The organism is Streptomyces sp. BE20 (assembly GCF_036322525.1).
Classification (GTDB): domain Bacteria; phylum Actinomycetota; class Actinomycetes; order Streptomycetales; family Streptomycetaceae; genus Kitasatospora.
This window is the reverse complement of record NZ_JAQYWW010001119.1, coordinates 67,314-94,135: the sequence shown is the minus strand read 5'-3', so window position 1 is coordinate 94,135 and position 26,822 is coordinate 67,314. Positions and strand designations below refer to the sequence as shown.

Annotated in this window: 25 protein-coding genes; 11 read left to right on the top strand and 14 right to left on the bottom strand. The window is 73.2% G+C overall.

From position 1 onward, the window contains the following. Positions 1-145: 145 nt before the first annotated feature. From PUR61_RS34415 to PUR61_RS34405, 3 genes are all read right to left on the bottom strand, one after another. Positions 146-1,201 carry an SPFH domain-containing protein gene (locus PUR61_RS34415; RefSeq protein WP_327682004.1) on the bottom strand — a complete coding sequence of 352 codons (1,056 nt, stop codon included), beginning with the start codon at positions 1,199-1,201 and terminating at the stop codon, positions 146-148. A gap of 10 nt (positions 1,202-1,211) precedes the next feature. Further along, a complete protein-coding gene (locus tag PUR61_RS34410; protein WP_329883456.1) occupies positions 1,212-1,634 on the bottom strand; it encodes an NfeD family protein in 423 nt (140 codons plus the stop codon). Between the two features lie 206 nt (positions 1,635-1,840). Beyond that, positions 1,841-2,632 (bottom strand): ABC transporter ATP-binding protein, encoded by a 792-nt coding sequence (locus PUR61_RS34405; RefSeq protein WP_329883455.1) that lies wholly within the window; start codon positions 2,630-2,632, stop codon positions 1,841-1,843. 148 nt (positions 2,633-2,780) lie between these two features. Between PUR61_RS34405 and PUR61_RS34400 the strand changes: the two genes are divergently transcribed. Next, positions 2,781-3,578, top strand: coding sequence for a hypothetical protein (locus PUR61_RS34400; RefSeq protein WP_329883454.1), 798 nt, complete (start codon positions 2,781-2,783; stop codon positions 3,576-3,578). Positions 3,579-3,704: 126 nt separating this feature from the next. Here PUR61_RS34400 and PUR61_RS34395 read toward each other — a convergent pair whose 3' ends face one another. From PUR61_RS34395 to PUR61_RS34385, 3 genes are all read right to left on the bottom strand, one after another. Beyond that, positions 3,705-4,358, bottom strand: a complete 654-nt coding sequence (locus tag PUR61_RS34395) for a response regulator transcription factor (protein WP_329883453.1) — start codon at positions 4,356-4,358, stop codon at positions 3,705-3,707. After that, positions 4,351-5,448: a GAF domain-containing sensor histidine kinase gene (locus PUR61_RS34390; protein WP_329883465.1), complete on the bottom strand. Its 1,098-nt coding sequence runs from the start codon at positions 5,446-5,448 to the stop codon at positions 4,351-4,353. Before PUR61_RS34390 ends, PUR61_RS34395 begins: the two co-directional genes overlap by 8 nt. A 337-nt stretch (positions 5,449-5,785) precedes the next feature. Then, positions 5,786-8,389 carry an FHA domain-containing protein gene (locus PUR61_RS34385; protein WP_329883452.1) on the bottom strand — a complete coding sequence of 868 codons (2,604 nt, stop codon included), beginning with the start codon at positions 8,387-8,389 and terminating at the stop codon, positions 5,786-5,788. A gap of 315 nt (positions 8,390-8,704) precedes the next feature. On the opposite strand from PUR61_RS34385, the gene serB reads away from it, so the two are divergent. Continuing rightward, positions 8,705-9,961, top strand: a complete 1,257-nt coding sequence (serB, locus tag PUR61_RS34380; RefSeq protein ID WP_329883451.1) for a phosphoserine phosphatase SerB — start codon at positions 8,705-8,707, stop codon at positions 9,959-9,961. Positions 9,962-10,111: 150 nt separating this feature from the next. On the opposite strand, the gene PUR61_RS34375 is transcribed toward serB, so the two are convergent. From PUR61_RS34375 to PUR61_RS34365, 3 genes are all read right to left on the bottom strand, one after another. Then, entirely contained in the window at positions 10,112-10,639 is a 528-nt protein-coding gene (locus PUR61_RS34375; RefSeq protein ID WP_329883450.1) for a SixA phosphatase family protein, read from the bottom strand. A gap of 111 nt (positions 10,640-10,750) precedes the next feature. After that, positions 10,751-10,873, bottom strand: a complete 123-nt coding sequence (locus PUR61_RS34370) for an SGM_5486 family transporter-associated protein (protein WP_329883449.1) — start codon at positions 10,871-10,873, stop codon at positions 10,751-10,753. Between the two features lie 118 nt (positions 10,874-10,991). Beyond that, a complete protein-coding gene (locus tag PUR61_RS34365) occupies positions 10,992-12,308 on the bottom strand; it encodes a CynX/NimT family MFS transporter (RefSeq protein WP_329883448.1) in 1,317 nt (438 codons plus the stop codon). Between the two features lie 86 nt (positions 12,309-12,394). Between PUR61_RS34365 and PUR61_RS34360 the strand changes: the two genes are divergently transcribed. The 3 genes from PUR61_RS34360 to PUR61_RS34350 all read left to right on the top strand — a co-directional run bounded on the left by PUR61_RS34360 (position 12,395) and on the right by PUR61_RS34350 (position 15,718). Continuing rightward, on the top strand, positions 12,395-13,069 hold the full coding sequence (locus tag PUR61_RS34360) for a FadR/GntR family transcriptional regulator (RefSeq protein ID WP_329883447.1): 675 nt from the start codon (positions 12,395-12,397) through the stop codon (positions 13,067-13,069). Between the two features lie 139 nt (positions 13,070-13,208). Further along, entirely contained in the window at positions 13,209-13,556 is a 348-nt protein-coding gene (locus PUR61_RS34355; protein WP_329883446.1) for a WXG100 family type VII secretion target, read from the top strand. A 2-nt stretch (positions 13,557-13,558) separates the two neighbouring features. Next, positions 13,559-15,718, top strand: a complete 2,160-nt coding sequence (locus PUR61_RS34350; RefSeq protein ID WP_329883445.1) for a DUF6571 family protein — start codon at positions 13,559-13,561, stop codon at positions 15,716-15,718. Positions 15,719-15,893: 175 nt separating this feature from the next. On the opposite strand, the gene fabI is transcribed toward PUR61_RS34350, so the two are convergent. After that, the gene (fabI, locus tag PUR61_RS34345; RefSeq protein WP_329883444.1) at positions 15,894-16,661 is read right to left on the bottom strand and encodes an enoyl-ACP reductase FabI; all 768 of its coding nucleotides are present in this window, start codon (positions 16,659-16,661) and stop codon (positions 15,894-15,896) included. A 1-nt stretch (position 16,662) separates the two neighbouring features. Beyond that, positions 16,663-17,382, bottom strand: a complete 720-nt coding sequence (gene fabG, locus PUR61_RS34340; RefSeq protein WP_329883443.1) for a 3-oxoacyl-[acyl-carrier-protein] reductase — start codon at positions 17,380-17,382, stop codon at positions 16,663-16,665. A 333-nt stretch (positions 17,383-17,715) separates the two neighbouring features. On the opposite strand from fabG, the gene PUR61_RS34335 reads away from it, so the two are divergent. The 6 genes from PUR61_RS34335 (at position 17,716) to PUR61_RS34310 (ending at position 23,578) form a co-directional block, all read left to right on the top strand. After that, positions 17,716-18,861, top strand: coding sequence for an MBL fold metallo-hydrolase (locus PUR61_RS34335; protein ID WP_329883442.1), 1,146 nt, complete (start codon positions 17,716-17,718; stop codon positions 18,859-18,861). 141 nt (positions 18,862-19,002) lie between these two features. Further along, positions 19,003-20,550, top strand: a complete 1,548-nt coding sequence (locus PUR61_RS34330; protein WP_329883464.1) for a TldD/PmbA family protein — start codon at positions 19,003-19,005, stop codon at positions 20,548-20,550. After that, complete coding sequence (locus PUR61_RS34325; RefSeq protein ID WP_329883441.1) at positions 20,550-21,953, top strand: metallopeptidase TldD-related protein; 1,404 nt, start codon at positions 20,550-20,552, stop codon at positions 21,951-21,953. The genes PUR61_RS34330 and PUR61_RS34325 overlap by 1 nt, the downstream gene beginning before the upstream one ends. Before the next feature lie 31 nt (positions 21,954-21,984). Then, positions 21,985-22,530: an RNA 2'-phosphotransferase gene (locus tag PUR61_RS34320; protein ID WP_329883440.1), complete on the top strand. Its 546-nt coding sequence runs from the start codon at positions 21,985-21,987 to the stop codon at positions 22,528-22,530. 105 nt (positions 22,531-22,635) lie between these two features. After that, on the top strand, positions 22,636-23,019 hold the full coding sequence (locus PUR61_RS34315; RefSeq protein WP_329883439.1) for a DUF3099 domain-containing protein: 384 nt from the start codon (positions 22,636-22,638) through the stop codon (positions 23,017-23,019). 298 nt (positions 23,020-23,317) lie between these two features. Next, positions 23,318-23,578: a hypothetical protein gene (locus PUR61_RS34310; protein ID WP_329883438.1), complete on the top strand. Its 261-nt coding sequence runs from the start codon at positions 23,318-23,320 to the stop codon at positions 23,576-23,578. Positions 23,579-23,620: 42 nt separating this feature from the next. On the opposite strand, the gene moaA is transcribed toward PUR61_RS34310, so the two are convergent. From moaA to PUR61_RS34295, 3 genes are all read right to left on the bottom strand, one after another. Then, the gene (gene moaA, locus PUR61_RS34305; protein WP_329883437.1) at positions 23,621-24,610 is read right to left on the bottom strand and encodes a GTP 3',8-cyclase MoaA; all 990 of its coding nucleotides are present in this window, start codon (positions 24,608-24,610) and stop codon (positions 23,621-23,623) included. A gap of 92 nt (positions 24,611-24,702) precedes the next feature. Then, positions 24,703-26,361, bottom strand: coding sequence for a solute symporter family protein (locus PUR61_RS34300; RefSeq protein WP_329883436.1), 1,659 nt, complete (start codon positions 26,359-26,361; stop codon positions 24,703-24,705). Beyond that, positions 26,358-26,714: a DUF485 domain-containing protein gene (locus tag PUR61_RS34295; RefSeq protein ID WP_329883435.1), complete on the bottom strand. Its 357-nt coding sequence runs from the start codon at positions 26,712-26,714 to the stop codon at positions 26,358-26,360. The genes PUR61_RS34300 and PUR61_RS34295 overlap by 4 nt, the downstream gene beginning before the upstream one ends. Between the last annotated feature and the right edge of the window lie 108 nt (positions 26,715-26,822).

The following is a 26,822-nucleotide window of genomic DNA, read 5'->3' as shown; positions in this document are numbered from 1 at the left end:
GGGGTGGGCGATCCAGCCTCGCCCACGATTCGGGATGTTCGACACACCCTCGCGGAAAACGCCCGAGGGCCCGCCCCGTGCGGTACGGGAGGCGGGCCCTCGGGCCTCGGGCGGTCCCCCGGCCACCGGGGCCGGGGGCGGAGGATCACTCCGGGTCGCTCTTGCGGTACTCGCGGAGCGGGTCGATCCGGGGCCGGGCGGAGCCCTTGGTGTCGGTGTCCAGCGGGCGCGGACCGGCCGCCGGGTCGAGCGGCACCTGGGTGGCGGCCGGCGGCGCGGCCGGGGCACTCGGGGCGGCGACCGCGGCGCCGTTGGCACCGCCGCCGAGGCCGGACGCACCGGTGAACGCGCCGCCGATGCCCTTGAGCGCGTCGCCGATCTCGCTCGGGATGATCCAGAGCTTGTTGGCGTCGCCCTTGGCCAGCTCGGGCAGCGTCTGCAGGTACTGGTAGGCGAGCAGCTTCTGGTCGGCGTCGCCCTCGTGGATCGCCTCGAAGACGGTCCGGATGGCGGCAGCCTCACCGTCGGCGCGCAGCACCGCGGCCTGGGCCTCACCCTCGGCCTTGAGCACCTCGGCCTGCTTCTCACCCTCGGCGCGCAGGATCTGGGACTGCCGGTTGCCCTCGGCGGTGAGGATCGCGGCGCGCTTGTCTCGCTCGGCACGCATCTGCTTCTCCATCGAGTCCTGGATGGAGGTCGGCGGCTCGATCGCCTTCAGCTCGACGCGGTTGACGCGGATGCCCCACTTGCCGGTGGCCTCGTCCAGCACCCCGCGCAGGCCGGCGTTGATGACCTCGCGCGAGGTGAGGGTGGACTCCAGGTCCATGGAGCCGATGATGTTGCGCAGCGTGGTGACGGTGAGCTGCTCGATGGCCTGGATGTAGCTGGCGACCTCGTAGGTGGCCGCGCGGGCGTCGGTGACCTGGTAATAGATCACCGTGTCGATGTTGACCACCAGGTTGTCCTGGGTGATCACCGGCTGCGGCGGGAACGGCACGACCTGCTCACGCAGGTCGATCCGGTTGCGGACGCGGTCGATGAACGGGACGACGATGTTCAGCCCCGCGTTGAGCGTCCGGGTGTAGCGGCCGAAGCGCTCCACGATCGCGGCGCTGGCCTGCGGGATGACCTGAATCGTCTTGATCAGCGCGATGAAGGCCACCACGACCAGGACGACCAGGACGATAAGGACGGGTTCCACGGACTCTCCCCTAGACGACCAGGGCGGTCGCGCCCTGGATTTCGACGACGTCGACCTGCTGCCCCGGCTGGTAGACCTGCTCGGGGTGGAGCGCGCGGGCCGACCAGATCTCACCGTTGAGCTTGATCCGTCCGCCCTCCCCGTCGACCCTTTCCGCGACGACCGCGGTGGCGCCCTTCAGCGCCTCGATGCCCATTCTGATCTGCGGGCCCTTCCGCAGCGCCCGGTACGCGATGGGGCGGACGACGACCAGCTGCGCGACCGTGGCCGCGACGAAGGCCAGTACCTGCCAGACCGGGTCGGCGCCCAGACCGGCCACGCCGGCCGCGACGAGCGCGCCGACGGCGAACATGGCGAACTCCGGCATCACCGTGATCACCAGCGGTATACCGAGGCCGACGGCGACCAGAAGCCACCAGATCCAGCTGTCCACGTGTCCATCCTAGGGAGGGAAGGGCCTACCAGGCGGTCAGTTCCCGCAGGTGGAGGGGCGGAAACCGGTCGCACGTGCGACCGGTTCCAGTTCAGTGGAGTTCAGTGGGTCCGGTGCCTCCCCGGTGCCTCCCCGGGGCGGCCCCGGCCCGGCCCCGGGAAACCGCCGTTCGCCGGCCCTTCCCGGACGCCGCCGACCGCCGCCGGTCAGCCGAGCGGCAGGCCCTGGGCGGACCAGCGGTCGCCGTGCCGCTCCAGCATGAGCGGCAGGCCGAAGCACCTGGACAGGTTGCGCGCGGTCAGCTCGGTGTCGATCGGCCCGGCGGTGAGCACCTTGCCCTGGCGGATCATCAGCACGTGGGTGAAGCCCGGGGCGATCTCCTCGACGTGGTGGGTGACCATGGCCATGGCCGGCGCGAACTCGTCCTGGGCCAGGGCCCCGAGGCGGCGGACGAGGTCCTCCCGGCCGCCGAGGTCGAGGCCGGCGGCGGGCTCGTCCAGCAGCAGCAGCTCGGGGTCGGTCATCAGGGCGCGGGCGATCAGGGTGCGCTTGCGCTCGCCCTCGGAGAGGGTGCCGAACTTGCGGCCGGTCAGGGCGGACATGCCGAGGCGGTCGAGCAGGGCCAGCGCCCGGGACTCGTCGGACTGCTCGTAGGTCTCCCGCCAGCTGACCGTCATGCCGTAGGCGGCGGTGAGGACGGTCTGCAGCACGGTCTGCTCGGCGGGCAGCTTGTCGAACATGGCGGCGCCGGCCAGGCCGACCCGGGAGCGCAGCTCGAAGACGTCGACCTCGCCGAGCTTCTCGCCGAGCACGGTGACCTTGCCGGAGGTCGGGAAGAGGTACGTGGAGGCGATCTGCAACAGGGTGGTCTTGCCGGCGCCGTTCGGGCCGAGGATGACCCAGCGCTCGCCCTCGGAGATGGACCACGAGACCTGGTCGACCAGCGCGCGCTCCTCCCGGACCACGGATACGTCCACCAGCTCCAGCACGTCGCTCATGACCTACGCCTTCCCCAAAACAGAAATACGGCCGTCGGTGCGGGCGGGCAGCCTACTCCGGCGGCCGGTGGGCACGGAGTGGGTGCGCCGCACGCGCATGGGCAAACCTACGCCACGCGGATGACCGCCGATTCCGTAGGCTGGCCGGATGCTCGCGACTCCTGCCGACAATCCGTACGAAGAGCCCCGTTCGGGACGGCTGGCCGCCTGGGGCAACGCCCTGCTGGCCGGTCTGGTGCCGCCCGACAACGCCGCCGCGGCGGTCCTGGGGGGCGACGAGAGCCACCGGGTGGCCGGTCTGCCCGGGGACGGCCCGGGCGAGCGGCACGGGCTCACCTGGGCCCTGGGCCGGCTGCGCGTCCTCGGTGTGAAGGGGCTGCGGCTGGCGCTGCCGTCGGCCGGGCACCCGCTGGGCCTGACCGGACCGGCCCCGTTCAACGCGAGCGCGCTGGCCGCCGGCGAGGCGGTGCTGGCCGTCGGGGTGCCACTGGGGCTGGTGCCCGAGGTCGAGGTGTTCGGCCCGCCCGGGGACCGCTCGGCGACCGTGCTCTGGCGCTGCCTCGACGTGAACGACGCCCCGCCGGCCGACGTGCCGTCGCTGCACGAGGCCGAGTTCGAGCTGACCGACGGGCTGCGCCAGGCGACGCTGCTGCTGACCCGGCTGGACGTGGCCGGAGCGGGGCCGGAGGCGCTGCGGGCGCTGGAGGCGTACCGCCGGCGCGGGCACGCCGAGCTGCTCGCACCGGGTTACCCGCCGCGCGCCGTCCGGGTGCTGGAGTCCGCGCGCCAGGTCGCGGCGTTGTTGTCGATCGCCTCCGGCAGCCACGGCGCGGCGGTCAGCGCCTCCGAGATCGCGGCCCGGCAGGCGGTGCTGGCGCCGCTCTGGCGGACCGCCCGCCGTGCGCAGGTGGCGGCGTACAACGCGCTGGTGGACGAGCGCCCCTAGGAGCGGTGCGGGCCCGGGAGCGGTGCGGCCCCGGCGGGCCTCCCCGGGGCCGACCCCGCCGACGTCCGCCGAGATCGGCCGGAATCGGTCGGGTCGGCCGGCCGGCCCGGGCTTCGGCCCGCGGGTCTACGGCCGGGACTCACCGTGCCGGACGGCCCAGAGCGCGGCCTGGGTGCGGTCGGCGAGGTCCAGCTTCATCAGGATGTTGGAGACGTGCGTCTTCACCGTCTTCTCGGACAGGTGCAGGCTGCGCGCGATCTCCCGGTTGGAGCGGCCGTCCGCGATGTGCCCGAGCACCTCGCGCTCGCGCTCGGTGAGGGTGCCGCCGCGGCCCTGCGGGGCACGCGGGCCGTCGTCGGCGAGCAGGGCCTCGGCCAGCTCCGGCTGGAGCAGCACGTGGCCCGCGTGGACCGAGCGGATCGCACCGGCCAGCGCCTCCGGGTCGACGTCCTTGTAGACGTACCCGGCGGCGCCGGCCCGCAGGGCGGGAACCATCGTGCGGTGCTCGGTGAAGCTGGTGACGATCAGGATCCGGGCCCGGCTGCCCTCCTCCTTGAGCGTGCGCAGCGCCTCGATGCCGTCCACGCCCGGCATCTTGAGGTCCATCAGCACGACGTCCGGGTCGAGCGCGCGGGCCCGGTCGACGCCCTCCGCGCCGTCGGCGGCCTCGCCGACCACCTCGATGTCGTCCTGCACCTCCAGGAAGGTGCGCAGGCCCCGGCGGACCACCTGGTGGTCGTCGACCAGCAGGACCCGGATCGCGGACACGGTGTCAGGCACCGGGGACCTCCATCTCGACGACCGTCCCCCTGCCGGGGGCCGAGTCCAGGGTGAGCCGGCCGCCGACGGCGGCGGCGCGGTCGCGCATCGAGGCCAGGCCGAGGTGGCGGCCGGCCCGGCGCACGGAGTCGGGGTCGAAGCCCCGGCCGTTGTCGCTGACCCGCAGCACGGCGCCGCGACCGGGCGTGCCGGCCAGGGTGACGGTGACGCGGCGGGCCTCGGAGTGGCGCAGCGCGTTGTGCAGGGCCTCCTGGGCGACCCGCAGCATGGCCGCCTCCTGGGCCGCCGGCAGGGCGCGCACGCCGTCGGCGGCGAAGGCGATGTCGGCGCCGTGGGCGCGGTCGAGGACCTGTACCTGGGAGGCGAGGGTGGCGCTGAGGCCGTCCTCCTCCAGGGCCGCGGGGCGCAGCTCGACGACGACGGCGCGCAGTTCGTCGGCGGCCTCCGCGGCGAGCCGGCCGACCTCGGCGAGTTCGGCGCGGGCGCGGACGGGGTCGCGGTCGACGAGCTTGGCGGCGGCCTTGGCGGTGAGGCGCAGCGAGAACAGCTTCTGCGAGACGGCGTCGTGCAGGTCGTGGGCGATCCGGGCGCGTTCGCCGGCGAGGGTGAGCTCGCGGCTGCGCTCGTACAGGCGGGCGTTGTAGAGGGCGAGGGCCGCGTGGGCGGCGAGTATCCGCAGGAGTTCCTCGTCGTGGTCGGTGAAGCCGCCGCCGCCCTGCTTGTTGGCGAGGTAGATGACGCCGAGGACCTCGGGCTCGTCGTCGGCGTGGTCGGTGTCGACGATGGGCATGCCGAGGAAGGCGCCGAGCTCGGGGTGGGCGGAGGGCCAGCCGCCGAAGGAGGGGGCCTGCCGGACGTCGGCGAGCCGGACCGGGCCGCTCTCGTGGAGCATCGCGGCGAGGACGCCGTGCTGGCGGGGCAGCGGGCCGATGGCCTTCCACTGCTCGTCGGTGACGCCGTCGACGACGAACTGGGCGAAGCCGCCGTGGTCGTCGGGGACGCCGAGGGCCGCGTACTCGGCGCCGAGCAGGCGACGGGCGGAGGCGGTGATCCGGCGCAGGACCTCGCGGACCTCCAGGTGGCGGCTCATCCCGAGGAGGGCCTGGCTGACGGCCTCGATGCCGGCGAGGCACGGTTCACAGGCGGGCAGGGAGCCGTCCGGCGGCGGGCCGACCGGGATGCGGTCGACGGGCAGCAGGCCGGCGTGCCGGTGGTTGCTGGGCACGGGGGGCATACGGCCAACCTACCGCCGCCCGCACGGCGGTCGCGTCGGTCCCCGGCAGGGCGGGGCCCGGGTCCGGAGACCTAGGTCGCACGGCGCGGTCGTGCCCGGGCACTGCCCTGAAACGGCCCGGGAACGGCCCGGGAACGCCGAGGGGCGGCCCACCCCGGTCGGGTGGGCCGCCCCTCGGCGGAACGTGAAGGGGTCAGCCCTTCTGCATGACCTCGGGCTCGTGCCGGCGCTGGAGGCGGGTCACGATGACGCCGATGACGACCGACATCGCGATCAGCACGCCGGCGTCGAACCAGAACTGGCCCGAGTTGTGGCCCCAGAGCGCGTCGTACTCGGGGTTCTGGAAGTCCTTGTTCCAGGGGCCGAGCAGGTGCGAGAGGTCGAGCGTGGTAGCGACCATGCCGGTGCCCCAGCGGGCGGGCATCAGCCAGGCGAACTGCTCCAGGCCGGGCTTGGAGAAGATCTGGAAGAGGCAGCCGGTGAAGACGACCTGGATGATCGCGAACATGACCAGCAGCGGCATGGTCTTCTCGGCGGTCTTGACCAGGGCCGAGATCGCCAGGCCGAACATCATCGAGGCGAAGCTCAGCAGGATGAGGCCGAAGCTCATCTCGATGATGGGCAGGTCCTTGAAGACCAGGCCGTGCTCGGGCAGCTTGCGCGGCAGGAAGCCGACGGCGGAGATGATCGCGCCCTGGATCACGCTGAAGAACCCCAGCACGATGATCTTGGACATCATGTACGCCGAGCGGGAGAGCCCGGTGGCCCGTTCCCGTTCGTAGATCGCCCGTTCCTTGATCAGCTCGCGGACCGAGTTGGCCGCCCCGGAGAAGCACGCCCCGATCGCCAGGATCAGCATGATCGTCGCCGCGCCGCTGTTGAGGCCGAGCTGCGACTTCGGGTTCGGGGCGAGGCCGGGTTCGTTCGGGATCAGCACGCTGACCGCGCCGAGCACCGCGGGCAGCAGCACCGACAGGGCCAGGAAGCCGCGGTCGGAGGCGAGCACCGAGGCGTAGCGGCGGATCAGCGTCCACAGCTGCGAGCCCCAGCTCTGCGGCTTCGGCGGGCGGACCGCCTCCTGCACGATCTGGGCGGACTGCACGGCACCGGATTCCACGTCGGCCGAGTACTGCTGGTAGTGCACCGAACCGCGGTAACGGCCGGCCCAGTCGTGGTCCGGGTAGTTCTCGAAGGCCTGGAAGACGTCGGCCCAGGTCTCGTACCCGAAGAAGTGCAGCGCCTCGTCCGGCGGGCCGAAGTAGGCCACCGAACCGCCCGGCGCCATCACCAGCAGCCGGTCGCAGAGCGCGAGTTCGGCCACCGAGTGGGTGACGACCAGGATGGTGCGGCCGTCGTCGGCGAGGCCGCGCAGCATCTGCATGACCTCGCGGTCCATGCCCGGGTCGAGGCCCGAGGTGGGCTCGTCCAGGAAGATCAGCGACGGCTTGGTGAGCAGCTCCAGGGCGACCGAGACGCGCTTCTGCTGACCGCCGGAGAGCGCCGTGATCCGGTTGTCCGCGCGCTTGTCCAGGCGCAGCTCGTAGAGCACCTCGTCGATCCGCGCCTCGCGCTCGCGCGCCTCGGTGTCACCGGGGAAGCGAAGCCGGGCCGCGTACTTGAGGCCGTTGCGGACGGTCAGTTCCTTGTGCAGGATCTCCGACTGCGGCACCAGGCCGATGCGCGAACGCAGCTCGGCGAACTGCTTGTAGAGGTTGCGGCCGTCGTAGAGGACGTCGCCGCGGTCGGCCGGGCGGTAGCCGGTGAGGGCGCGCAGCAGGGTCGACTTGCCGGAGCCGGACGGGCCGATGACGGCGACCAGGGACTTCTCCGGGACGCCGAAGCTGACGTCGTTGAGCAGGACCTTCTTGCCGCCCTTGAAGTCGACCTCGACGGTCAGGTGGCGGGCGGAGAAGGAGACCGCGCCGGTGTCGACGAACTCCTGGAGCTGGTCCCCGACCAGGACGAAGCTGGAGTGGCCGACGGTCAGGCGGTCCTGCGGGCCGATGAGCTGGCGCTCGACCCGCTGGCCGTTGAGGAAGATGCCGTTGTGGCTGCCGAGGTCGACGATCTCGTACCGGCCGTCGGGCAGCTGGCGCAGTTCGGCGTGGTGGCGGGAGACCTGGAGGTCGGAGACGACGATGTCGTTGTCGAGCGCGCGGCCGATCCGGATGGTGTTCATGCCGGCGGTCAGGTTGCGGATGACCGTCGGCTGCGGGCCGCCGGGGCCCTCGTGCGGCGCGGCGCCCTGCTGCGGGAACCCCTGCTGGTGCGGGAAGCCCTGCTGCGGCGGGTACGGCTGCTGCGCCTGCTGCTGCGGGAACGGCTGCTGCTGACCCGGCCACTGGGGCTGGGCCTGCTGGGCCTGCTGCGGGTACGGCTGCTGGGCCGCCGGGGGCTGCTGGGCCCACGGCTGCTGCGCCTGCTGCTGGGCGGCGTGGGCCTCCGGTGCGGCGCTGCGGCTGGTGGCGGCCTCGTGCCAGGCCGGGGCCTGGGCGGCGGCCTGGGCCGGCGCGGAGAAGGAGAGCCGGGGGCCGTTCTCGGCGTTGCCGAGGTTGACCACGGCTCCCGGGAAGAGCTGGGCCTGCATGGTGCGGGCGCCGGCGGTGTAGGTCCCGTTGGTGCTCCCGTGGTCGTCCAGCTGCCAGCCGGCCCCGTTGAAGGAGATGGTGGCGTGGTGCCACGACACCCGCGCGTCGTCGAACGGGAAGTCCGACTGCGGGTTGCGACCGATGGTGTAGGACCGCCCGGGCTCCAGAGTCCGCTGCTGTCCGTTGATCTCGATGACGAGTTGCGGCACTGCTCGCCTGCCCCGCTCTCTCGGTTCCCCCGATGGTGCGCCCCGTCCCGGGGCGAAATGATCGTCAATCTGACGGGGGAATCATTCCAGCCCCCCGGTCGTCCGTGAAAGTCACCCCCGGTGACTGTGACCAGGCGGCAACGATTCGCGGACGGCCCCCGAACCGTGCGTCCACGGCGCGTACGCGGCGCGCACGCGGCACGTCCACCGCATGTCCACGGGCGCGCGCCCGGCGTCGCCCGGTGCGTCCCGGTGCGTCCACGACGCGGACGGGTGCCGTGGCCCCGTCGGGCGGCGGGTAGCGTGGGAGACACCATGAACGCATCGCCCTTGGCCGCAGAGCCGTTCCCCGCCCCGCAGCCCCGGACCGAGGACGAGCGCACCCTGCTCGTCAAGGTGTTCGGCAAGGACCGCCCCGGCATCACCGCCGGCCTCTTCGCCACCCTGGCCGGGTTCGGCGTCGACGTCATCGACATCGAGCAGGTGGTGACCCGTGGCCGGATAACGCTCTGCGCCCTGGTCACTCCTCCCGGCGCGCCCGGCGCCGAGGGCGGGCTGCGGTCCGTCGTGCACCGCTGGGCCGAGGAGCAGAAGCTCCAGGCCGAGATCCTCTCCGGCATCGGCGACAACCGGCCGCGCCGCGAGGGCCGCTCGCACGTCACCGTCCTCGGCCACCCGCTGACCGCCTCCGCCGTCGCCGCGCTCACCTCCCGGATCACCGCCGCCGACGGCAACATCGACCGTGTCTTCCGGCTCGCCAAGTACCCGGTGACCGCCGTCGAGCTGACCGTCTCGGGTGTGGCCACCGACCGGCTGCGCGCCGAGCTGGCGCAGGAGGCGGCCACCCAGCGGGTGGACGTCGCGGTGGTGGCGTCCGGGCTGGAGCGGCGGGCCAAGCGGCTGGTGGTCATGGACGTCGACTCGACCCTGATCCAGGACGAGGTGATCGAGCTGTTCGCCGCCCACGCGGGCTGCGAGCAGGAGGTCGCCGAGGTGACCGCGGCGGCGATGCGCGGCGAGCTGGACTTCGCGGAGTCGCTGCGCGCCCGCGTGGCGCTCCTGGCCGGCCTGGACGCCGGGGTGACGGAGAAGGTGCGCGCGGAGGTCCGGTTCACGCCGGGGGCGCGCACGCTGATCCGGACGCTTCAGCGGCTGGGCTACCAGGTCGCGGTGGTCTCCGGCGGGTTCACCCAGGTCACCGACCACCTGGTGGAGCAGCTGGGGCTGGACTACGCGGCGGCCAACACCCTGGAGGAGAAGGACGGCAAGTTCACCGGCCGGGTGGTGGGCGACATCGTCGACCGGGCGGGCAAGGCGCGCTGGCTGGCCAGGTTCGCCGAGCAGGCCAAGGTGCCGCTGGAGCAGACGGTGGCGATCGGCGACGGCGCCAACGACCTGGACATGCTGAACGCGGCCGGGCTGGGCGTGGCGTTCAACGCCAAGCCGGTGGTGCGGGAGGCCGCGGACACCGCGGTGAACGTGCCGTTCCTGGACACCGTGCTGTACCTGCTCGGGATCACCCGCGAGGAGGTCGAGGCGGCCGACGTGCTGGACGGCCAGCCGGCCGAGTAGCCCGTACCCGGCGCGGAGGACGACGAGGGGCGCGCGGACCAGATCCGCGCGCCCCCTTGTGCGTCGACCGTGCATCAGCGACGCATCAGCTGTTCGTCCGCCGTGCGCGTCCGCCGCGTGTCCGTCGCGCGTCCGCACCGGCGTCCCGGCTCACTCCTGCGGCGTGAAGTACGAGACCAGTGCGGCGACGCCCGGCTCGACGTTCTTCCACGAACCGCTGAAGCTGAGCACCGCGACGCCCGCGGTGGGGAAGCCCCCGAGCCGCAGCCGCTCCAGCGCTTCGCGGTCCCCCTCGTCGCCGGCCAGGACCTGGGTCAGACCGAGCACACCCGGGTTGTGGCCGACCAGGACGAGGTCGGCGTGGTCGTCCGGGGTCTCCTGGAGGACGGCGATGATCTCGCCGGGGCTGGCCTCGTACACCCGGTCCTCGTACACCGTCTTGCGGGAGCGCTTGGGCAGCTCGTGGGCGGCGAGCTTCCACGTCTCACGGGTGCGCAGGGCGGTGGAGCAGAGCACGTAGTCGGGGTTGAGGGCGGAGTCGGCGAGCCAGCGTCCGGCCTCCGGTGCCTGGTGTCGGCCCCGATCGGCCAGCGGCCGCTCGTGGTCGTCGACGCCGTTCGGCCAGTCGGCCTTGGCGTGGCGGAGAACGATGATCCTGCGGGGCGTGTCGGCGCTCATACCCAGCAAGCTTGGCAGAAAAGCCGCCCGGGAGCGCGGTGCTGCCCGATGCCACCACTCTCCGGAGTGGGAGTACCGTCCTGCGTGTTCACCCGGACGCGGGTGCGGGGTTCAGCCCAGGTTCCGGGCGATGATCGCCACGATCACCAGGAGCACGACGATGCCGCCGATCGCGGCGGCGAGCTGGCCCAGCTTCTTGTGGCCGTCGGTGGGGTTCGGGTCGAGTACGGGCATGCCCGGATTCTCCCACCCCGGCCGTCCCCGCCCGTCACCGGCCCCGGGCCGGTGACGGGGCCGGACCGGGATCGGACCGGGGCCCGCGCCCGTCCCGTCCCGGCCGCGCGGCGCGGCCTCAGGCCCCGGCCGCCGCCACCGGCAGGACCGCCTCGTCCTCGATGTACCGGGCCCGCGCCGCCCGCAGGCCGAACAGCATCTGCGGCACCAGCAGCACCGCCAGGAAGCCCAGCGGGAGGTACCACTCGCCGGTGGCCTCGTAGAGGCGGCCGATCAGGATCGGCCCCGGGATCGAGATCAGGTAGCCGACGCCCTGGGCGAAGGCCGAGAGCTGGGCCACGCCGCCGGCCGTCCGGGCGCGCAGGCCGATCATGGTCAGCACCAGCGGGAACGCGCAGTTGGAGAGGCCCACCAGGATCGCCCACGCCCACGGCGCGGTGGACGGGGCCAGTGCGAGCCCGGAGTACCCGGCGATGCCGCAGGAGGCCAGGACCACCACGAAGAGCCGCTGGTCGCCCCGGCGGGCGGCCAGGTTGGGCAGGACGAAGGAGACCGGCACGCCGATCACCATGGTCAGCGCCAGCAGCACGCCCGACGTGCCCTCGGAGACGCCGGCGTCCTGGAAGATCTTCGGCAGCCAGCCCATCACCACGTACGCGCCGGTGGCCTGGAAGCCGAAGAAGCAGGCCAGCGCCCACGCGGTCCGGCTGCGGGTGATCGGCAGCTTCCCGGCCCCCCGGCCGTTGGCCTGCCCACCGTTCTCGCGCCGCCGGGACAGCAGGACGGGCAGCCAGAGCAGCAGGGCGACCGCACCGAGCGCGGCCCAGACACCCAGGCCGAACCGCCAGTCCCCGCCGAGCGCGCCGGTCAGCGGCACGGTGACGGCGGCGGCGAGCGCGGTGCCGGCCGACAGTGCCATCGAGTACAGGCCGATCATCGGCCCGACCTTCTCCGGGAAGTACCGCTTGATCACCACCGGGATCAGCACGTTGGCGACCGCGACACCGGCCAGCGCCAGCGCGGTGAGCAGCAGGAAGACGGCCGTGCCACCGGCGAAGGAACGGGCCAGCACGCCTGCGGTGATCGCCCCGAGCCCGGCCGTGACCACCGCGATCGGGCCGAGCCGGCGCGCGAGGCCGGGCGCGGCGAAACCGAAGAGGGCGAAGCAGAGCGAGGGCACGGCGGTGAGCAGCCCGGCCACGGTGGGGTTCATCCCGAGGTCGGCCCGGACCTGGTCGAGCAGCGGCCCGAGGCTGGTGACCACCGGGCGGAGGTTGAAGGCCGCGGCGGCGATCGCGACGGCGAACAGCCAGCCGAGGTGGCTGCGGCGGGGCGGGGCGGGCCGCTCGGTCTGCGGTCGGGTCCCGGTACCGGCACCAGTGTCGGTATCGGTATCGGTATCGGGCGAGGCTGCGGTGTCTGCTGCGGACGACATGCCGGCCATCATAGAATGATGGGATGAATTAGCGCATCCTTGAGTTGGCATGATGGCCCGACCCACTCGACCCCAAGGAGTCCCCCGTGGCGCTGTCCTCGCCGAGGCGCACCCCGCTGTCCGACCAGGTGATCGCCCAGCTGCGCGCCCAGATCACCTCCGGCGAGTGGCCCGTCGGCTCCCGCATCCCCACCGAGGCCGCCCTCGTCGAACAGCTGGGTGTGGCGCGGAACACCGTCCGCGAGGCCGTCCGCGCCCTCGCCCACAACGGGTTGCTCGACATCCGCCAGGGCTCCGGCACCTACGTCCTCGCCACCAGCGAACTGGCCGGCGTCATGCACCGCCGCTTCGCCGACGCCGACCAGGCCCACGTCGCGGAACTGCGCGTCACCCTGGAGACCTCCGCCGCCGGCCTCGCCGCCGACCGCCGCACCGACCGCGACCTCGCCCTCCTCGACGCCGCCCTGGCGCGCCGCGAGGACGCCTGGCGCTCCGGCGACGCCGAGGACTTCATCCAGGCCGACGCCGCCTTCCACCAGGCCGTCGTCGCCGCCGCGCACAACGACGTCCTCGCCGCCGTCTACGCCGACCTCGGCGAGGTCACCCGCGCCCACCTGCGCCACGACGTCGGCCCCGAGCTCATCGCCGAGCGCTACCTCGGCCACGACAAGATCGTCGACGCCATCCGCGCCCGCGACCCCCGGCGCGCCTCCCACGAGGCCGGCCGCGCCATCGGCACCTGCACCGACGGCCGGCCCTGACCCGCACGGACCCCGGCCGGAACGCCCCCGGAACGGCCCGCGAACCCGGCGGGAGGGGGGGTTTCGGCGTGCTAACGTCCCGTCACACTTCGTAGACGGCCGGGTTGCGACCCGGGTGCGGGCACGACGGGGAGCAGCGATGGCGGATCCGGACCTGAAGTCGGGCCAGGGCCAGGGCCCGGGCGGCGGAACGCCGACGAAGGTGTCCACGGCGGCGATCGACCGGGCGGCCACCGCGCTCGACGGCATCGCCGGCGACAGCACCGCGGCCGGGAGGACCGCCGACGAGGCGACCGGAGCGGCCGCGGCGGGGCTGAGCGGATGGGACACCGCCGCCGCGTTGCGCGGAGCACTCCGGGAGTGGCACGAGCAGGTGTCCCAGCTGAACGGCCGGCTCAACCAGGAGGCCGGGATGATGCGCCAGACCCACACCAACTACCTGGACGTCGAGCACGGCATCGCCACCTCGTTCACCGGAAAGGCTTGACCGTGCTCGGCTTCGAGGACGTCGTGGAGGCGGACCTCTCCGCCATGGCCAAGGCCGCCGCCGACTGGACCGAGATGGCCCGCAGGTACCGGCTCGTCCAGCACCGGCTGGAGAACGAGGTGCTCTCCGTCACCGGCAACCAGGGCCTCTGGCTCGGCTACACCGCGCTCACCGCCCACCGGCACGTCGGCCACACCCGGCAGCAGACCCTCGACGCGCAGACCGAGGCCGAGGCCGTCGCCTCGATCATCGGCGACGCGCACGACGACTTCGGGTCGGCGCAGCAGAAACTCAGGCGGACCGTCGCGGACGCCCAGGCCGACGGCATGAAGGTGACCGGCACCGGCGCCGTCGTGTTCGACGTCACCACGCTCGACGAGGGGGGCAGGTCCGCCTACCGCCACGAGCCCGACTACCGGCGCGAGCGTGACCGAGCGGCCGTCGCCTGGGCGCAGAAGATCAAGACCTACCTGGAGGAGGCGACCGCCGCCGACTCCCGGGCCGCCCGCGGACTCCGGCGCGCCGCCAGGGTCGGCGACCTGGTGAACGAGTTCAACGGCCAGGCGGTCGGCGGCGGGGACGAGGCCGACGGCAGGCGTGCCGCCTCGCTCGCCCGGAAGCTCAAGGACGGCAGGACCCTCGGCCCGGAGGAGCTCGCCGAGCTCGACAACCTGATGAAGGCCGGCTCCGGCAACCCCGTGTACAGCCGGACCCTGCTCGGCGCGCTCGGCGCCGAGGGCACCCTGCTGCTCGCCGACGAACTGGACGTGCGGATCAACGACCGGAGCGGCAGGCTCAAGGGCGAGTACGGCGGGTTGCGGGCCAACCTGGCCGACACCGTCGCCGGCGCCACCCGCGACACCGGGTCCACGTTCTACCGGGAGTTCCGCGAGGGCCTGCGGGAAGCAGGCGTCAGGAACATCGACGACCGCCACCTCGGCGGCGGTCCGGCGCCGGTCCACGGCTACCAGGCTCTCGTCACCCTGCTCCGGAACGGCACCGCCGGGTACGGCGCGCAGTTCCTCGACGACCTCGGCACCGACGTCCTCGCGGCCGACCGCAGGGGCAACCACTGGAGGGTCCACCAGTTCAACGGCCCCCGCCCCGACCTGGTGCACGACCCGGTGGACGGCGTGCTCGGGCTGATGGGCCGGAGCCCCGAGGCCGCCACCCGGTTCCTCGACCCGAGGGCGCCCGGGGCCGAGGACCGCCTCAGGTACCTGCTGCGCGAGCGCGACTGGCCCACCTCCTGCACCACCGCCCTCGTCGGCCCGCCGATCCAGGACAGGGGCACCCACCAGGCCGGCCTCGCCGCCGCCCTGGAGGCCGCCGCCACCGGCGACGTCCCCGGCGGGGGCAGCCACCGCGGAGGCCCGCACACCCCGGCGCAGGCACGGGTCATGCAGGGCGTCGTCGACGCGCTGGACGCGGACGGCAGGGGCGCCGAGGTCCACGAGGACCTTCGCGTGCCGCTGGCCAACGCCCTGTCCGACTACGTGGCCGACACCCACCCGGTCCTCGGTCAGCACCACACCGGCGCGCACCGCACCGGCGCGTGGGAACAGGACGGCGAGGGCCACCTCGGCGGCAGCGCCGACCACCTCGTCCGGGTCATGCGCGGTGCCTCCGAGGAGCCGGAGGCGTACGCCACGCTCTACAACGCCGAACGGGCCGAGGCCGCCGTGGCCCTGGCCGCCGTCCCGCCCGATCCGCAGGCCGGACCGGCGGAGCGGCAGGGGCCGGCACGCAACATCGGGACGGCGCTCGGGGCGTTCGACGCCATCCGGTCGGACATCGTCCTGGACGCGAAGGACGACCGGATGGAGTGGGCCGAGAAGGCCGGCGGGTTCGCCTCCTCGGTGAGCGGCACCGTGACCGGGTTCGTCCCCGAGGTCGGGGGCGTCGCCGGCGCCTTCGTCGACGCGGGGATCAGCGGCTGGGTGGAGGACGTCAGGAAGGACGCCCAGGACGCGGGCAACACCGCGAACTCCCGGGCGCACTTCGCCTCGCTGACCGAGAGCCAGGAGATGGCCGGCGCCTGGGGCAGGGCCAACCACCTGGACGAGAACGAGACCGAGCTGATCTCGACCGAGCTGGGGACCGGCCACACGAGCGGCAACACCAACGCGCTGATCGCCCTCGGACGGAACGTTCAGCAGTGAGGCTGCCCCGACGCACCCGGACGGTCCGCGCCGGCCCCCTCCCGGGCCGGCACCGTGGCCGCCCGGCTCGGGAGCGAACCGACCGCCCCGCAGTCGTGCCGTGCCACGGACAGCACACCGCCCGGCCCCTTCCTCGACGGAAGGAGAGCCGGGCGGGGGCGCGGGACGCGGGTGGTCAGGCGCCGATGGCGTGCAGGCCGCCGTCCACGTGGACGATCTCGCCGGTGGTCTTCGGGAACCAGTCCGAGAGCAGGGCGACGACGCCGCGGCCGGCCGGCTCCGGGTCGCTCACGTCCCACTTCAGCGGCGAGCGGTTGTCCCAGGTGGCGGCCAGGTCGCCGAAGCCCGGGATGGACTTGGCGGCCATCGAGCCGATCGGACCGGCCGAGACCAGGTTGACGCGGATGTCGCGCGGGCCGAGGTCACGGGCCAGGTAGCGGGAGGTGGCCTCCAGCGCGGCCTTGGCCGGGCCCATCCAGTCGTACTTCGGCCAGGCGAACTGGGCGTCGAAGGTCAGACCGACGACCGAGCCACCGTCCTGCATCAGCGGCAGCAGCGCCATGGTCAGCGACTTCAGCGAGAACGCCGAGACCTGCATGGCGGTCGCCACGGACTCCCACGGGGTGTTGAGGAAGTTCCCGCCGAGGGCGTCCTGCGGGGCGAACCCGATCGAGTGGACGATGCCGTCCAGGCTCGGCAGGTGCTCGCGGACCTGGTCGGCGATGCCGGCCAGCTGCTCCTCGCTGGAGACGTCCAGTTCGAGGACCTTCACCGGGTGGGGCAGCTTCTTGGCGATGCGCTCGGTGAGGCTCGGCCGCGGGAAGGCGGTGAGGATGATCTCCGCGCCCTGCTCCTGGGCCAGCCGGGCCGTGTGGAACGCGATGGAGGACTCCATCAGCACACCGGTGACGAGGATCCGCTTGCCCTCAAGGATTCCGCTCATGTCAGTGACCCATGCCCAATCCGCCGTCGACGGGAATGACGGCTCCGGTGATGTACGCGGCCTCGTCCGAACCGAGGAACCGCACGGTGGAAGCGACCTCGGCGGGCGCCGCGTAGCGGCCCAGGGGCACGCCGGCGACGATCTCCGCGCGGCGCTCGTCACTGAGCACCGCGGTCATGTCGGTGTCCACGAAGCCGGGGGCGACCACGTTGACGGTGATGTTGCGCGGGCCGAGCTCGCGTGCGAGCGAGCGGGCGAAGCCGACCAGACCGGCCTTGGAGGCGGCGTAGTTGGACTGGCCCGGCGAGCCGGAGAGGCCGACCACCGAGGAGATCAGCACGATGCGGCCCTTGCGGGCGCGCATCATCAGCCGGGAGGCGCGCTTGATGACGCGGAACGTACCGGTGAGGTTGGTGTCCAGGACGGAGGTGAAGTCCTCCTCCGACATGCGCAGCAGCAGCGTGTCGTGGGTGATCCCGGCGTTGGCGACCAGCACCTCGACCGCGCCGTGCGCGCCCTCGACCTCGGTCAGTGCCGCGTCGACCTGGGCGCTGTCGGTGATGTCGCAGCGAACCGCGAGCACGTCGTACTTGGCCAGCTGCTCGGGCACCTCGCCCGACCGGCTGGTGATGGCGACCTTGTCGCCCGCCTCGGCGAAGGCCAGGGCGATCGCGAGGCCGATGCCCCGGTTACCTCCGGTGACGAGAACCGAGCGGCTCAACGATCCACCTCTCTCCGTAGTGTGCGTACGCCGTGATGTCCGCGTACGTCGCAATCATGTACGCGGTGTGACGCTATCGGTCGGCCCGGCGCGGCGGCGAATCGAGCTCCCACAGCGCCGCACCAAAGGAACTGTCGGTATCCGACAATCCGTGCCCATGCCATTTTCGCCCGATCCGCCGGACCGCCGGCCCGGCGTTGTGGTGTCCGCTGCGTGCCGGATCGGGAACCCGGCGGCGGGGTGCACCCGTTGCCCCCGTGGTGCGGTACGAGTCGGGGCCGCCGCACAGCAACGCCGGACCAGGCCCCGGCGACGAGCGGAGGCAGAGCGCGGATGAGCGAGGCACAGCCGGGGACCACCCACCGGCGCGGACGACTGCTGGCCCTGGCCGCGCTGGCGGCCGGTGCGGGAGCGGTCGCCTGGGCGCTGCGCGACCTGCCGGCGGCGTTCGGTCGGCGGCCGGACGGGGAGCGGGAGGAGCGGCTGCGCAACTCGCCGCAGTACCGCGACGGCGTCTTCCACAACGCGCCCTCCGAGCTGGCCCGGCCGGCCGGCAGTCCGTCCTTCGACGGGGACACGGTGCGCCGGATGCTGTTCCAGCGCGAGGGCCGGACGCCGCGCCTCCCGGTGCCGACCGTCCGGCCGGCCGGCGGGGCGGGCCCGGCCGCCGAGGGTGTCGCGATCACCTGGTACGGGCACGCCTCGGCGCTGGTCGAGATCGAGGGCTCCCGCGTGCTGCTCGACCCGATCTGGAGCGAGCGCTGCTCCCCCGCCACGCAGGTCGGCCCGCGCCGGCTGCACCCGGTACCGGTGGAGCTGGAAGAGCTGCCGCAGGTCGACGCGGTGCTGATCTCGCACGACCACTACGACCACCTGGACATGGCGACCGTCCGCCGGCTGGTGCGCAGCCAGTCGGCACCGTTCGCGGTGCCGCTCGGCATCGGCGCCCACCTGCGCCGCTGGGGGGTGCCGGAGCACCGGATCATCGAACTGGACTGGGACGAGACCTGCACGCTCGGCGAGCTGGCGCTCACGCTGACCGCCGCCCACCACTTCTCCGGCCGCGGTCTGACCCGCAACACGACGCTCTGGGGCTCGTGGGTGGTCGCGGGGGCGACCCGCAAGGTCTTCTACACCGGCGACTCCGGCTACTTCGAGGGCTACGGGCGGATCGGCGCCCAGCACGGCCCGTTCGACGCCGCGCTGGTCCAGGTCGGCGCCTACGACCCGGCCTGGGCGGACATCCACATGACGCCGGAGGACGCCGTGCTCGCCCACCGCGAGCTGGGCGCGGACCTGCTGGTGCCGGTCCACTGGTGCACCTTCAACCTCGGCCTGCACCCGTGGGCCGAGCCGGTCGAACGGCTGCTGGTCGAGGCCAAGGAGCAGGGCGTACGGCTGGCGGTGCCGCGCCCCGGTGAGCGCGTGGACGTCGACAACCCGCCGGAGCTGGACGGCTGGTGGGAGGCGGTCGGGTAGCGGAACCGCGGAGCTGCGCGTGTCACGGGGGAAATGCGCTGGCCCAAAGCCCTTTGACGGGAAATGATGCCGTGCGGGTACCCCTGCATCCCGGGTGCCCGCACCGCCATTCCGCCCGACCAGGGAGCCCGATTGCCTCCGCTGCCCCCGACCAGCAGCGCCGGCGCCCCGCGCGCCGTCGACCCGCTCTTCCTCGGCTATCCGCTGCGCGCCCTCGCCGACGCCGCCCTGGACCGCGCGCGCCGGCTCGGCGCCGAGCACGCCGACTTCCGCCTGGAACGGGTCCGCAGCGCCTCGTGGCGGCTGCGCGACGCCCGGCCGTCCGGCACCTCCGACAGCCTCCAGCTCGGTTTCGCCGTCCGGGTGCTGCTGGACGGCGCCTGGGGCTTCGCCGCCGGGGTCGACCTCACCCCGGAGGCGGCGGCGGGCGTCGCCGAGCAGGCCGTCGCGGTGGCCCGGCTCTCCGGCGGGATCAGCCGTGCGGCCGGGTCGACCGACCGGGTGGAGCTGGCCGACGAGCCGGTCTACCCGGACGCCACCTGGGTCTCCGCCTACGACGTGAACCCGTTCGAGGTGCCGGACGCCGAGAAGACGGCGCTGCTGGCCGACTGGAGCTCGCGGCTGCTGGCCGCCGGGGGCGTCTCGCACGTCCAGGCCACCCTGCTGACCGTCCAGGAGAACAAGTTCTACGCGGACACCGCCGGCACCGTCACCACCCAGCAGCGGATCCGGCTGCACCCGGTGCTGGAGGCCACCTCGGTGGACGAACGCACCGGCGCCTTCGACTCGATGCGGACGCTGGCCCCTCCGGTCGGGCGCGGATTCGAGTACCTGACGGGCACCGGCTGGGACTGGGACGCCGAGCTGGCCGAGCTGCCGGTCCTGCTGGCCGAGAAGAGGAAGGCGCCGGGCGTCCGGCCGGGCCGCTACGACCTGGTCATCGACCCGTCCAACCTCTGGCTGACCATCCACGAGTCGATCGGCCACGCCACCGAACTGGACCGCGCGCTCGGCTACGAGGCGGCCTACGCCGGGACGTCCTTCGCCACCTTCGACAAGCTCGGCTCGCTGAAGTACGGCTCCGAGCTGATGCACGTCACCGGCGACCGCACCGCCGAGCACGGCCTGTCCACCATCGGCTTCGACGACGAGGGTGTCGCCACCCGGTCGTGGGACCTCGTGAAGGACGGCGTCCTGACCGGCTACCAGCTCGACCGCGGCATGGCGAAGCTGAAGGGTTTCGAGCGTTCCAACGGCTGCGCCTTCGCCGACTCGCCGGCGCACGTCCCGGTCCAGCGGATGGCCAACGTCTCGCTCCGGCCGGCCGCCGACGGCCCGTCCACCGAGGGCCTGTTCGAGGGCGTCGAGAACGGCCTGTACATCGTCGGGGACCGCTCCTGGTCGATCGACATGCAGCGGTACAACTTCCAGTTCACCGGGCAGCGCGCCTACGCCATCCGGAACGGCGAACTCGCCGGCCAGGTCAAGGACTTCGCCTACCAGGCCACCACCACCGACTTCTGGGGCTCGATGACGGCCGTCGGCGGGCCGCAGACCTACGTGCTGGGCGGCGCCTTCAACTGCGGCAAGGCGCAGCCCGGCCAGGTCGCGGCGGTCAGCCACGGCTGCCCCTCGGCGCTGTTCCGCAACGTCAACGTGCTCAACACCCAGCAGGAGGCGGGTCACTGATGACCGCGATGCAGCCCCACGAACTCGTCGAGCTGGCACTCGGCCTCTCCCGCGCCGACGGCTGCGTGGTGATCGCCGACGAGGAGTCGACCGCCAACCTCCGCTGGGCGGGCAACGCGCTGACCACCAACGGTGTCACCCGGGGCCGCCGGCTCACCGTGATCGCCACGGTGGCCGGCGCCGAGGGCACCGCCTCCGGCGTGGTCTCCCGCGAGGCCGTCACGTCCGACGACGTGGCGGACCTGGTCCGGGCCGCCGAGGAGGCCGCCCGCGCGGCCGGGCCGGCCGAGGACGCCCAGCCCCTGGTCACGGTCGCCGACCAGCCGGCCTCTCCGCACTTCACCGAGCCCCCGGCGGAGACGTCGGTCGCGGTCTTCGAGGAGTTCGCGCCGGCCCTCGGCACCGCCTTCGCCCGGGCCGCCGCCCAGGGCGAACTGCTGTACGGCTTCGCCCGGCACGAGCTGGTCTCCAGCTACCTGGGCACCTCCACCGGCCTGCGGCTGCGCCACGACCAGCCGACCGGCACGGTCGAGCTGAACGCCAAGACCGCCGACCTGTCCGGCTCGGCCTGGGCCGGCGCCGCCACCCGGGACTTCTCCGACGTGGACGTCACCGCCCTGCACGCCGGTCTGACCACCCGGCTCGGCTGGGGCTCCCGGCGGATCGACCTGCCGGCCGGCCGGTACGAGACGCTGCTGCCGCCCTCCGCCGTCGCCGACCTCATGGTCTACCTGAACTGGTCCGCCGGCGGCCGGGACGCCTTCGAGGGCCGGACGGTCTTCTCCCGGCCCGGCGGCGGCACCCGGATCGGCGACAAGCTCAGCGGGCTGCCGCTGACGCTGCGCTCCGACCCGGACGAGCCCGGCCTGGAGGCGGCGCCGTTCGTGCTGGCGCACGCCACCGAGGGCGACGCCTCGGTCTTCGACAACGGCCTGCCGCTGTCGAGGACCGACTGGATCCGGGACGGCGAGTTGGCCGGGCTGGTCACCAGCCGCCACTCGGCCGGCCTGACGTCGCTCGCCCTGCGCCCGGCGGTCGACAACCTGGTCCTGGAGACGGCCGACCAGGCGGCGGCGCCGACCCTGGAGGAGATGATCGCCCGGACCGAGCGGGGGCTGCTGCTCACCTGCCTCTGGTACATCCGCGAGGTGGACCCGGCGACGCTGCTGCTCACCGGTCTGACCCGGGACGGCGTCTACCTGGTGGAGAACGGCCGGGTGGTCGGTGCGGTGAACAACTTCCGGTTCAACGAGTCGCCGGTGGAGCTGCTCGGCCGGATCACCGAGGTGGGCCGCACCGAGCGCTGCCTGCCGCGCGAGTGGAGCGACTGGTTCACCCGGACCGCGATGCCGCCGGTGCGGGTCGAGGGCTTCAACATGAGTTCGGTCAGCCAGGCGTCGTAGCCGGGCCGGCCGGGGGGAGGGAACGAGGAACGTGGACGAGAAGCGCACGGTCAGGACCAGCAAGATGCTGTCCCGCATCCTGCGGCACGAGCCCGAGCGGGTGGGGGTGACGCTGGACGGGGCCGGCTGGGTCCGGGTGGACGTCCTGCTGGCCGCCCTGGCGGCCCGGGGCACCCGACTCACCCGGGTCGAGCTGGACCACGTGGTGGCGACCAACAACAAGCGCCGCTTCGCCTACTCGGAGGACGGCCTCTCGATCCGGGCCAGCCAGGGGCACACGGTGGCGGTCGACCTCGGTCTGGCCGCCGCCGCGCCCCCGGCGGTGCTGTTCCACGGCACCGCCGCCCGGAGCCTGGACGCGATATTCCGCGAGGGCCTGCGGCCGATGGCCCGGCAGGACGTCCACCTGTCCGCCGACACCGGGACGGCCACCCGGGTGGGCGCCCGGCACGGCCGTCCGGTGGTGCTGGAGGTCGACGCCGCCGCGATGGCGGCGGCCGGCCACGAGTTCCGGATCAGCGCCAACGGCGTCTGGCTGACCGACGCGGTGCCGCCGGAGTACCTCTCCCAGCCGTAGGGGCGCGTGTCCGTCCGACCCGGTCTCGTCGCCGGTCGCCCTGCGGCGTACCGTGGGAAGGCCGCGCGGCGAGGCGCGCGGGTGCGCGGACGAGGGCGGTTGGACATGGGAAAGAGCGCCGGCGACGACGAGGTCTTCCGGATCACGGGGGCCCGCAGCAGCCTGACCGAGGACGTCCGCGGGCGGCAGCGCCGCTACGTGGCCTCGATGCTGCTGCGCACGGTCTGCGTGCTGCTCGCGGTGGTGCTGTGGGACGTCCAGCGCTGGGTGGCGGTCGCGGCACTGGCGGGCGGGGTGCTGCTGCCGTACTTCGCGGTGCTGATCGCCAACGCGGGCCGGGAACGGGCGCCGGGCCTGCCCTCCACCTTCGACGTGCCGCCGACCACTCCGCTGATGCTCGGCCCCGGCGGGAGGGGCGGGTCCGGTGTGACGCACGGTACCGATGTGGCCGAGCGCATGCCCACCGATTCTTCACAGACGTCGAACTGACTGCCCGTTTTGATCTGTTTTCCGCCGTTGCATTCCACAGAAAGCTCAGAAGAAGCTCAGATTAATCATGCAAGACCTCCCCATGCCCGGGTCGGACCGTGACATACTGCGTACGCGCTCCGCATCCCCCGTCGGAGCGACGGACCGACGCCGGGCGGCTCCCCCCGTGGCTGCCCGGCGTCGCCATGCCCGCGCGCACCGCGGGGCCGCAGGCCCGCCGGACGGCGGACGGACCCCCTCCGGGCGCGTGACAGACTGGCGGTGACGACCCACCCGCCGACCGCCTGAGGACGACGCCATGCTGTTCCCGGACACCCAGCCGCAGACCCCGATCTGCTCCGCCAAGGGCTGCCGGTCCGACGCCGCGTGGGTGCTGGTCTGGAACAACCCCAAGCTGCACACCCCGGACCGCCGCAAGACCTGGCTCGCCTGCCCGGAGCACCGCGAGCACCTCTCCCAGTTCCTGGGCGTGCGCGGCTTCCTCAAGGAGGTCGTCGCCTTCACCGACCGGAGCGCCGAAGAGGGCGACCCCACGGACGGCACCCCCGCAGAGGGCTGAGCCCGGGCCCGGCACGGTCCGGCCGGCGACCGGGGCCGGACCCTAGCCGCCGATCGCCGACATCGGGCGGTCGGGCTGGTGGAACTCCGGGTCGTCGATCCCGGCACCGGCCTTCTTGCCCCACATCGCCCGGCGCCAGAGCGCCCCCAGCTCGGCGTCGTCGGCCCCCGAGCGCAGCGCCGTCCGCAGGTCGGTCTCGCCACTCGCGAAGAGGCAGTTGCGCACCTGCCCGTCGGCGGTCAGCCGGGTGCGGTCGCAGGCGCGGCAGAACGGGCGGGTCACCGAGGCGATCACCCCGACCCGGGCCGGACCCCCGTCCACGACCCAGCGCTCCGCGGGAGCGGCGCCCCGGCCGGCGGACGACTCGGGGGTGAGCGTGAACCTGGTGGCCAGCCGGTCCAGGATCTCCTCCGCGGTGACCATGGCCGAGCGGTCCCAGCCGTGCTGGGCGTCCAGCGGCATCTGCTCGATGAACCGCAGCTCGTAGCCGCGCTCCAGGCACCAGGCGAGCAGCTCGGGCGCCTCGTGGTCGTTGACCCCGCGCATCAGCACCGCGTTGAGCTTGACCGGCGTCAGCCCGGCGTCCTCGGCGGCGGCCAGTCCGTCCAGCACGTCCTGGTGGCGGCGGCGCCGGGTGAGGGTGTGGAAGGTGTCCGGGTCCAGCGTGTCGAGCGAGACGTTGACCCGGTCGAGGCCGGCGGCGCGCAGCGCCCCCGCGGTCCGCGCCAGGCCGATGCCGTTGGTGGTGAGCGAGAGCTCGGGGCGCGGCGTCAGCTCGGCGCAGGCGGCGACGACGGCCACCAGGCCGGGCCGCAGCAGCGGCTCCCCGCCGGTGAAGCGGACCTCCTGGACACCGAGGTCGCGGACGGCGACGGTCACCAGCCGGACGATCTCCTCGTCGGTGAGCAGCTCCGGCTTGGCCAACCACTGCAGGCCCTCCTCCGGCATGCAGTAGGTGCAGCGCAGGTTGCACCGGTCGGTGAGGGAGACCCGCAGGTCGACGGCGCGGCGGCCGAAGGTGTCGAGCAGCACGGCGATCCCTTCCCGAGAGTGGCGGCCCTGGACAGCGGCCGACCCGGCCCGCCGTCGCGGCGGGCCGGGCCAGCTTAGCCATCGGCCGTTCGTCAGTGGGCGCCCAGTCCGGTCAGCGAGCGGACCTCCAGTTCAGCGTACTTCGCCGGGTCGGCCGGCTCGCGCGAGAGCACGGTGCCGATCCAGCCCGCCAGGAAGCCGACCGGGATGGAGACCAGGCCGGGGTTCTCCAGTGGGAACCACTGGAAGTCGGAGTGCGGGAAGAGCGAGTTCTTGCCACCCGAGACGACCGGGGAGAACGCCACCAGCACCACCGAGCTGATCAGACCGGCGTAGACCGAGCTGACCGCGCCCGCGGTGTTGAAGCGCTTCCAGAACAGCGAGAAGAGCAGCGTGGGCAGGTTGGCCGAGGCGGCCACCGCGAAGGCCAGTGCGACCAGCGCGGCGGTGTTGAGCTTGTCCGCGAAGAGGCTCAGCACGATCGCCACCGCGCCGATCGCGGCGGCGGCCCACTTGGCCGCGTGGACCTCCTCCCGCTCGGTGACCTTGCCCCGCCGGATGACGTTGGCATAGAGGTCGTGTGCGAAGGAGGCCGAGGAGGCCAGGGTGAGGCCGGCCACCACGGCGAGGATGGTGGCGAAGGCGACCGCGGAGATCACCGCCAGCAGGACGGCCCCGCCGGTGGTGCCCGAGCCGCCGCCGAGCGTCTCGGCGAGCTGCGGGGCCGCGGTGTTGCCGGCCGCGTTGGCCGCCTTGATCGCCTTGGGTCCGACCAGGGCCGCCGCGCCGAAGCCGAGCGCCAGGGTCATCAGGTAGAAGCCGCCGATGATCCCGATGGCCCAGAGCACCGACTTCCGGGCCGCCTTGGCGGTGGGCACGGTGTAGAAGCGGACCAGGATGTGCGGCAGGCCCGCGGTGCCCAGCACGAGCGCCAGGCCGAGGCTGATGAAGTCGAGTTTGCTGGTCCCGGTGGCGCCGTACTTCAGCCCGGGTTCGAGGAAGGCGTTGGCCTTGCCGCTGGCGTCGGCGGCGGCGCCGAGCAGTGCGGAGATGTTGAAGTTGTACTTGGCCAGCACCAGGACGGTCATCAGGGCGGTGCCGGCGATCAGCAGCACGGCCTTGACGATCTGCACCCAGGTGGTGCCCTTCATACCCCCTATGGCGACGTAGACGACCATCAGGGCGCCGACCGCGACGATCGTCCACCGCTTGGCGCTGTCCCCGCTGACGCCGAGCAGCAGGGCGACCAGGGTACCCGCGCCGACCATCTGGGCGAGCAGGTAGAAGATCGACACCACGATGGTGGAGATGCCCGCGGCGGTGCGGACGGGCCGCTGGCGCATCCGGAAGGCCAGCACGTCGGCCATGGTGTAGCGGCCGGCGTTGCGCAGCGGCTCGGCGACCAGCAGCAGCGCGACCAGCCAGGCGACCAGGAAGCCGATCGAGTAGAGGAAGCCGTCGTAGCCGAAGAGCGCGATGGCTCCGGCGATACCGAGGAAGGACGCGGCCGACATGTAGTCGCCGGAGATGGCCAGACCGTTCTGGAAGCCGGAGAAGCTGCGGCCGCCGGCGTAGAAGTCGGCGGCGTCCTTGGTCTGCCGCCCGGCCCAGACGGTGATGCCGAGGGTGGCGAGCACGAAGAGGCCGAACAGGGTCATCGTCAGACCGCGGTGCTCGGTGGCGCCCGCGGCGAGGGTGAGGGGGTCGGCGAGCGCGACGGCGCTCGCGGCATGGCTGGCGAGCAGGGTCATTCGGCGGCCTCCCGGGGGGCGTGGACCACCGCGCCGCGCGCCTCGCGGATGGCGGCGGCAGGTGGGTCGAGCCTCCGGTCCGCGTAGCGCGCGTACCAGGCCGCGATGGCGAAAGTGGTGACGAACTGCAGCAGTCCGAGGACCAGGGCGATGTTGATGTGCCCGACGACCTTGGTGCCCATCAGGCCGGGGGCGTAACTGGAGAGCAGCACGTAGAGCAGGTACCAGAGGACGAAGCCGATGGTGACCGGGAACGCGAAGTTCCGGAACGAGCGCCGGAGGGCGCGGAACTCCGCGCCCTCCTCGATGAGTTGGGTTTCCTTGGCGGTGGTGGTGATCGGCGGCGATTCCACTCTGACTCCTCACTCCTTCGGCGTAGTGGTCGCACCAGTGGAACGATCGGACGTGAGCGGCGTCACAGTCCGGATGCGCGCCGCGCAATGCTAGGAGGGTGGCGCGCG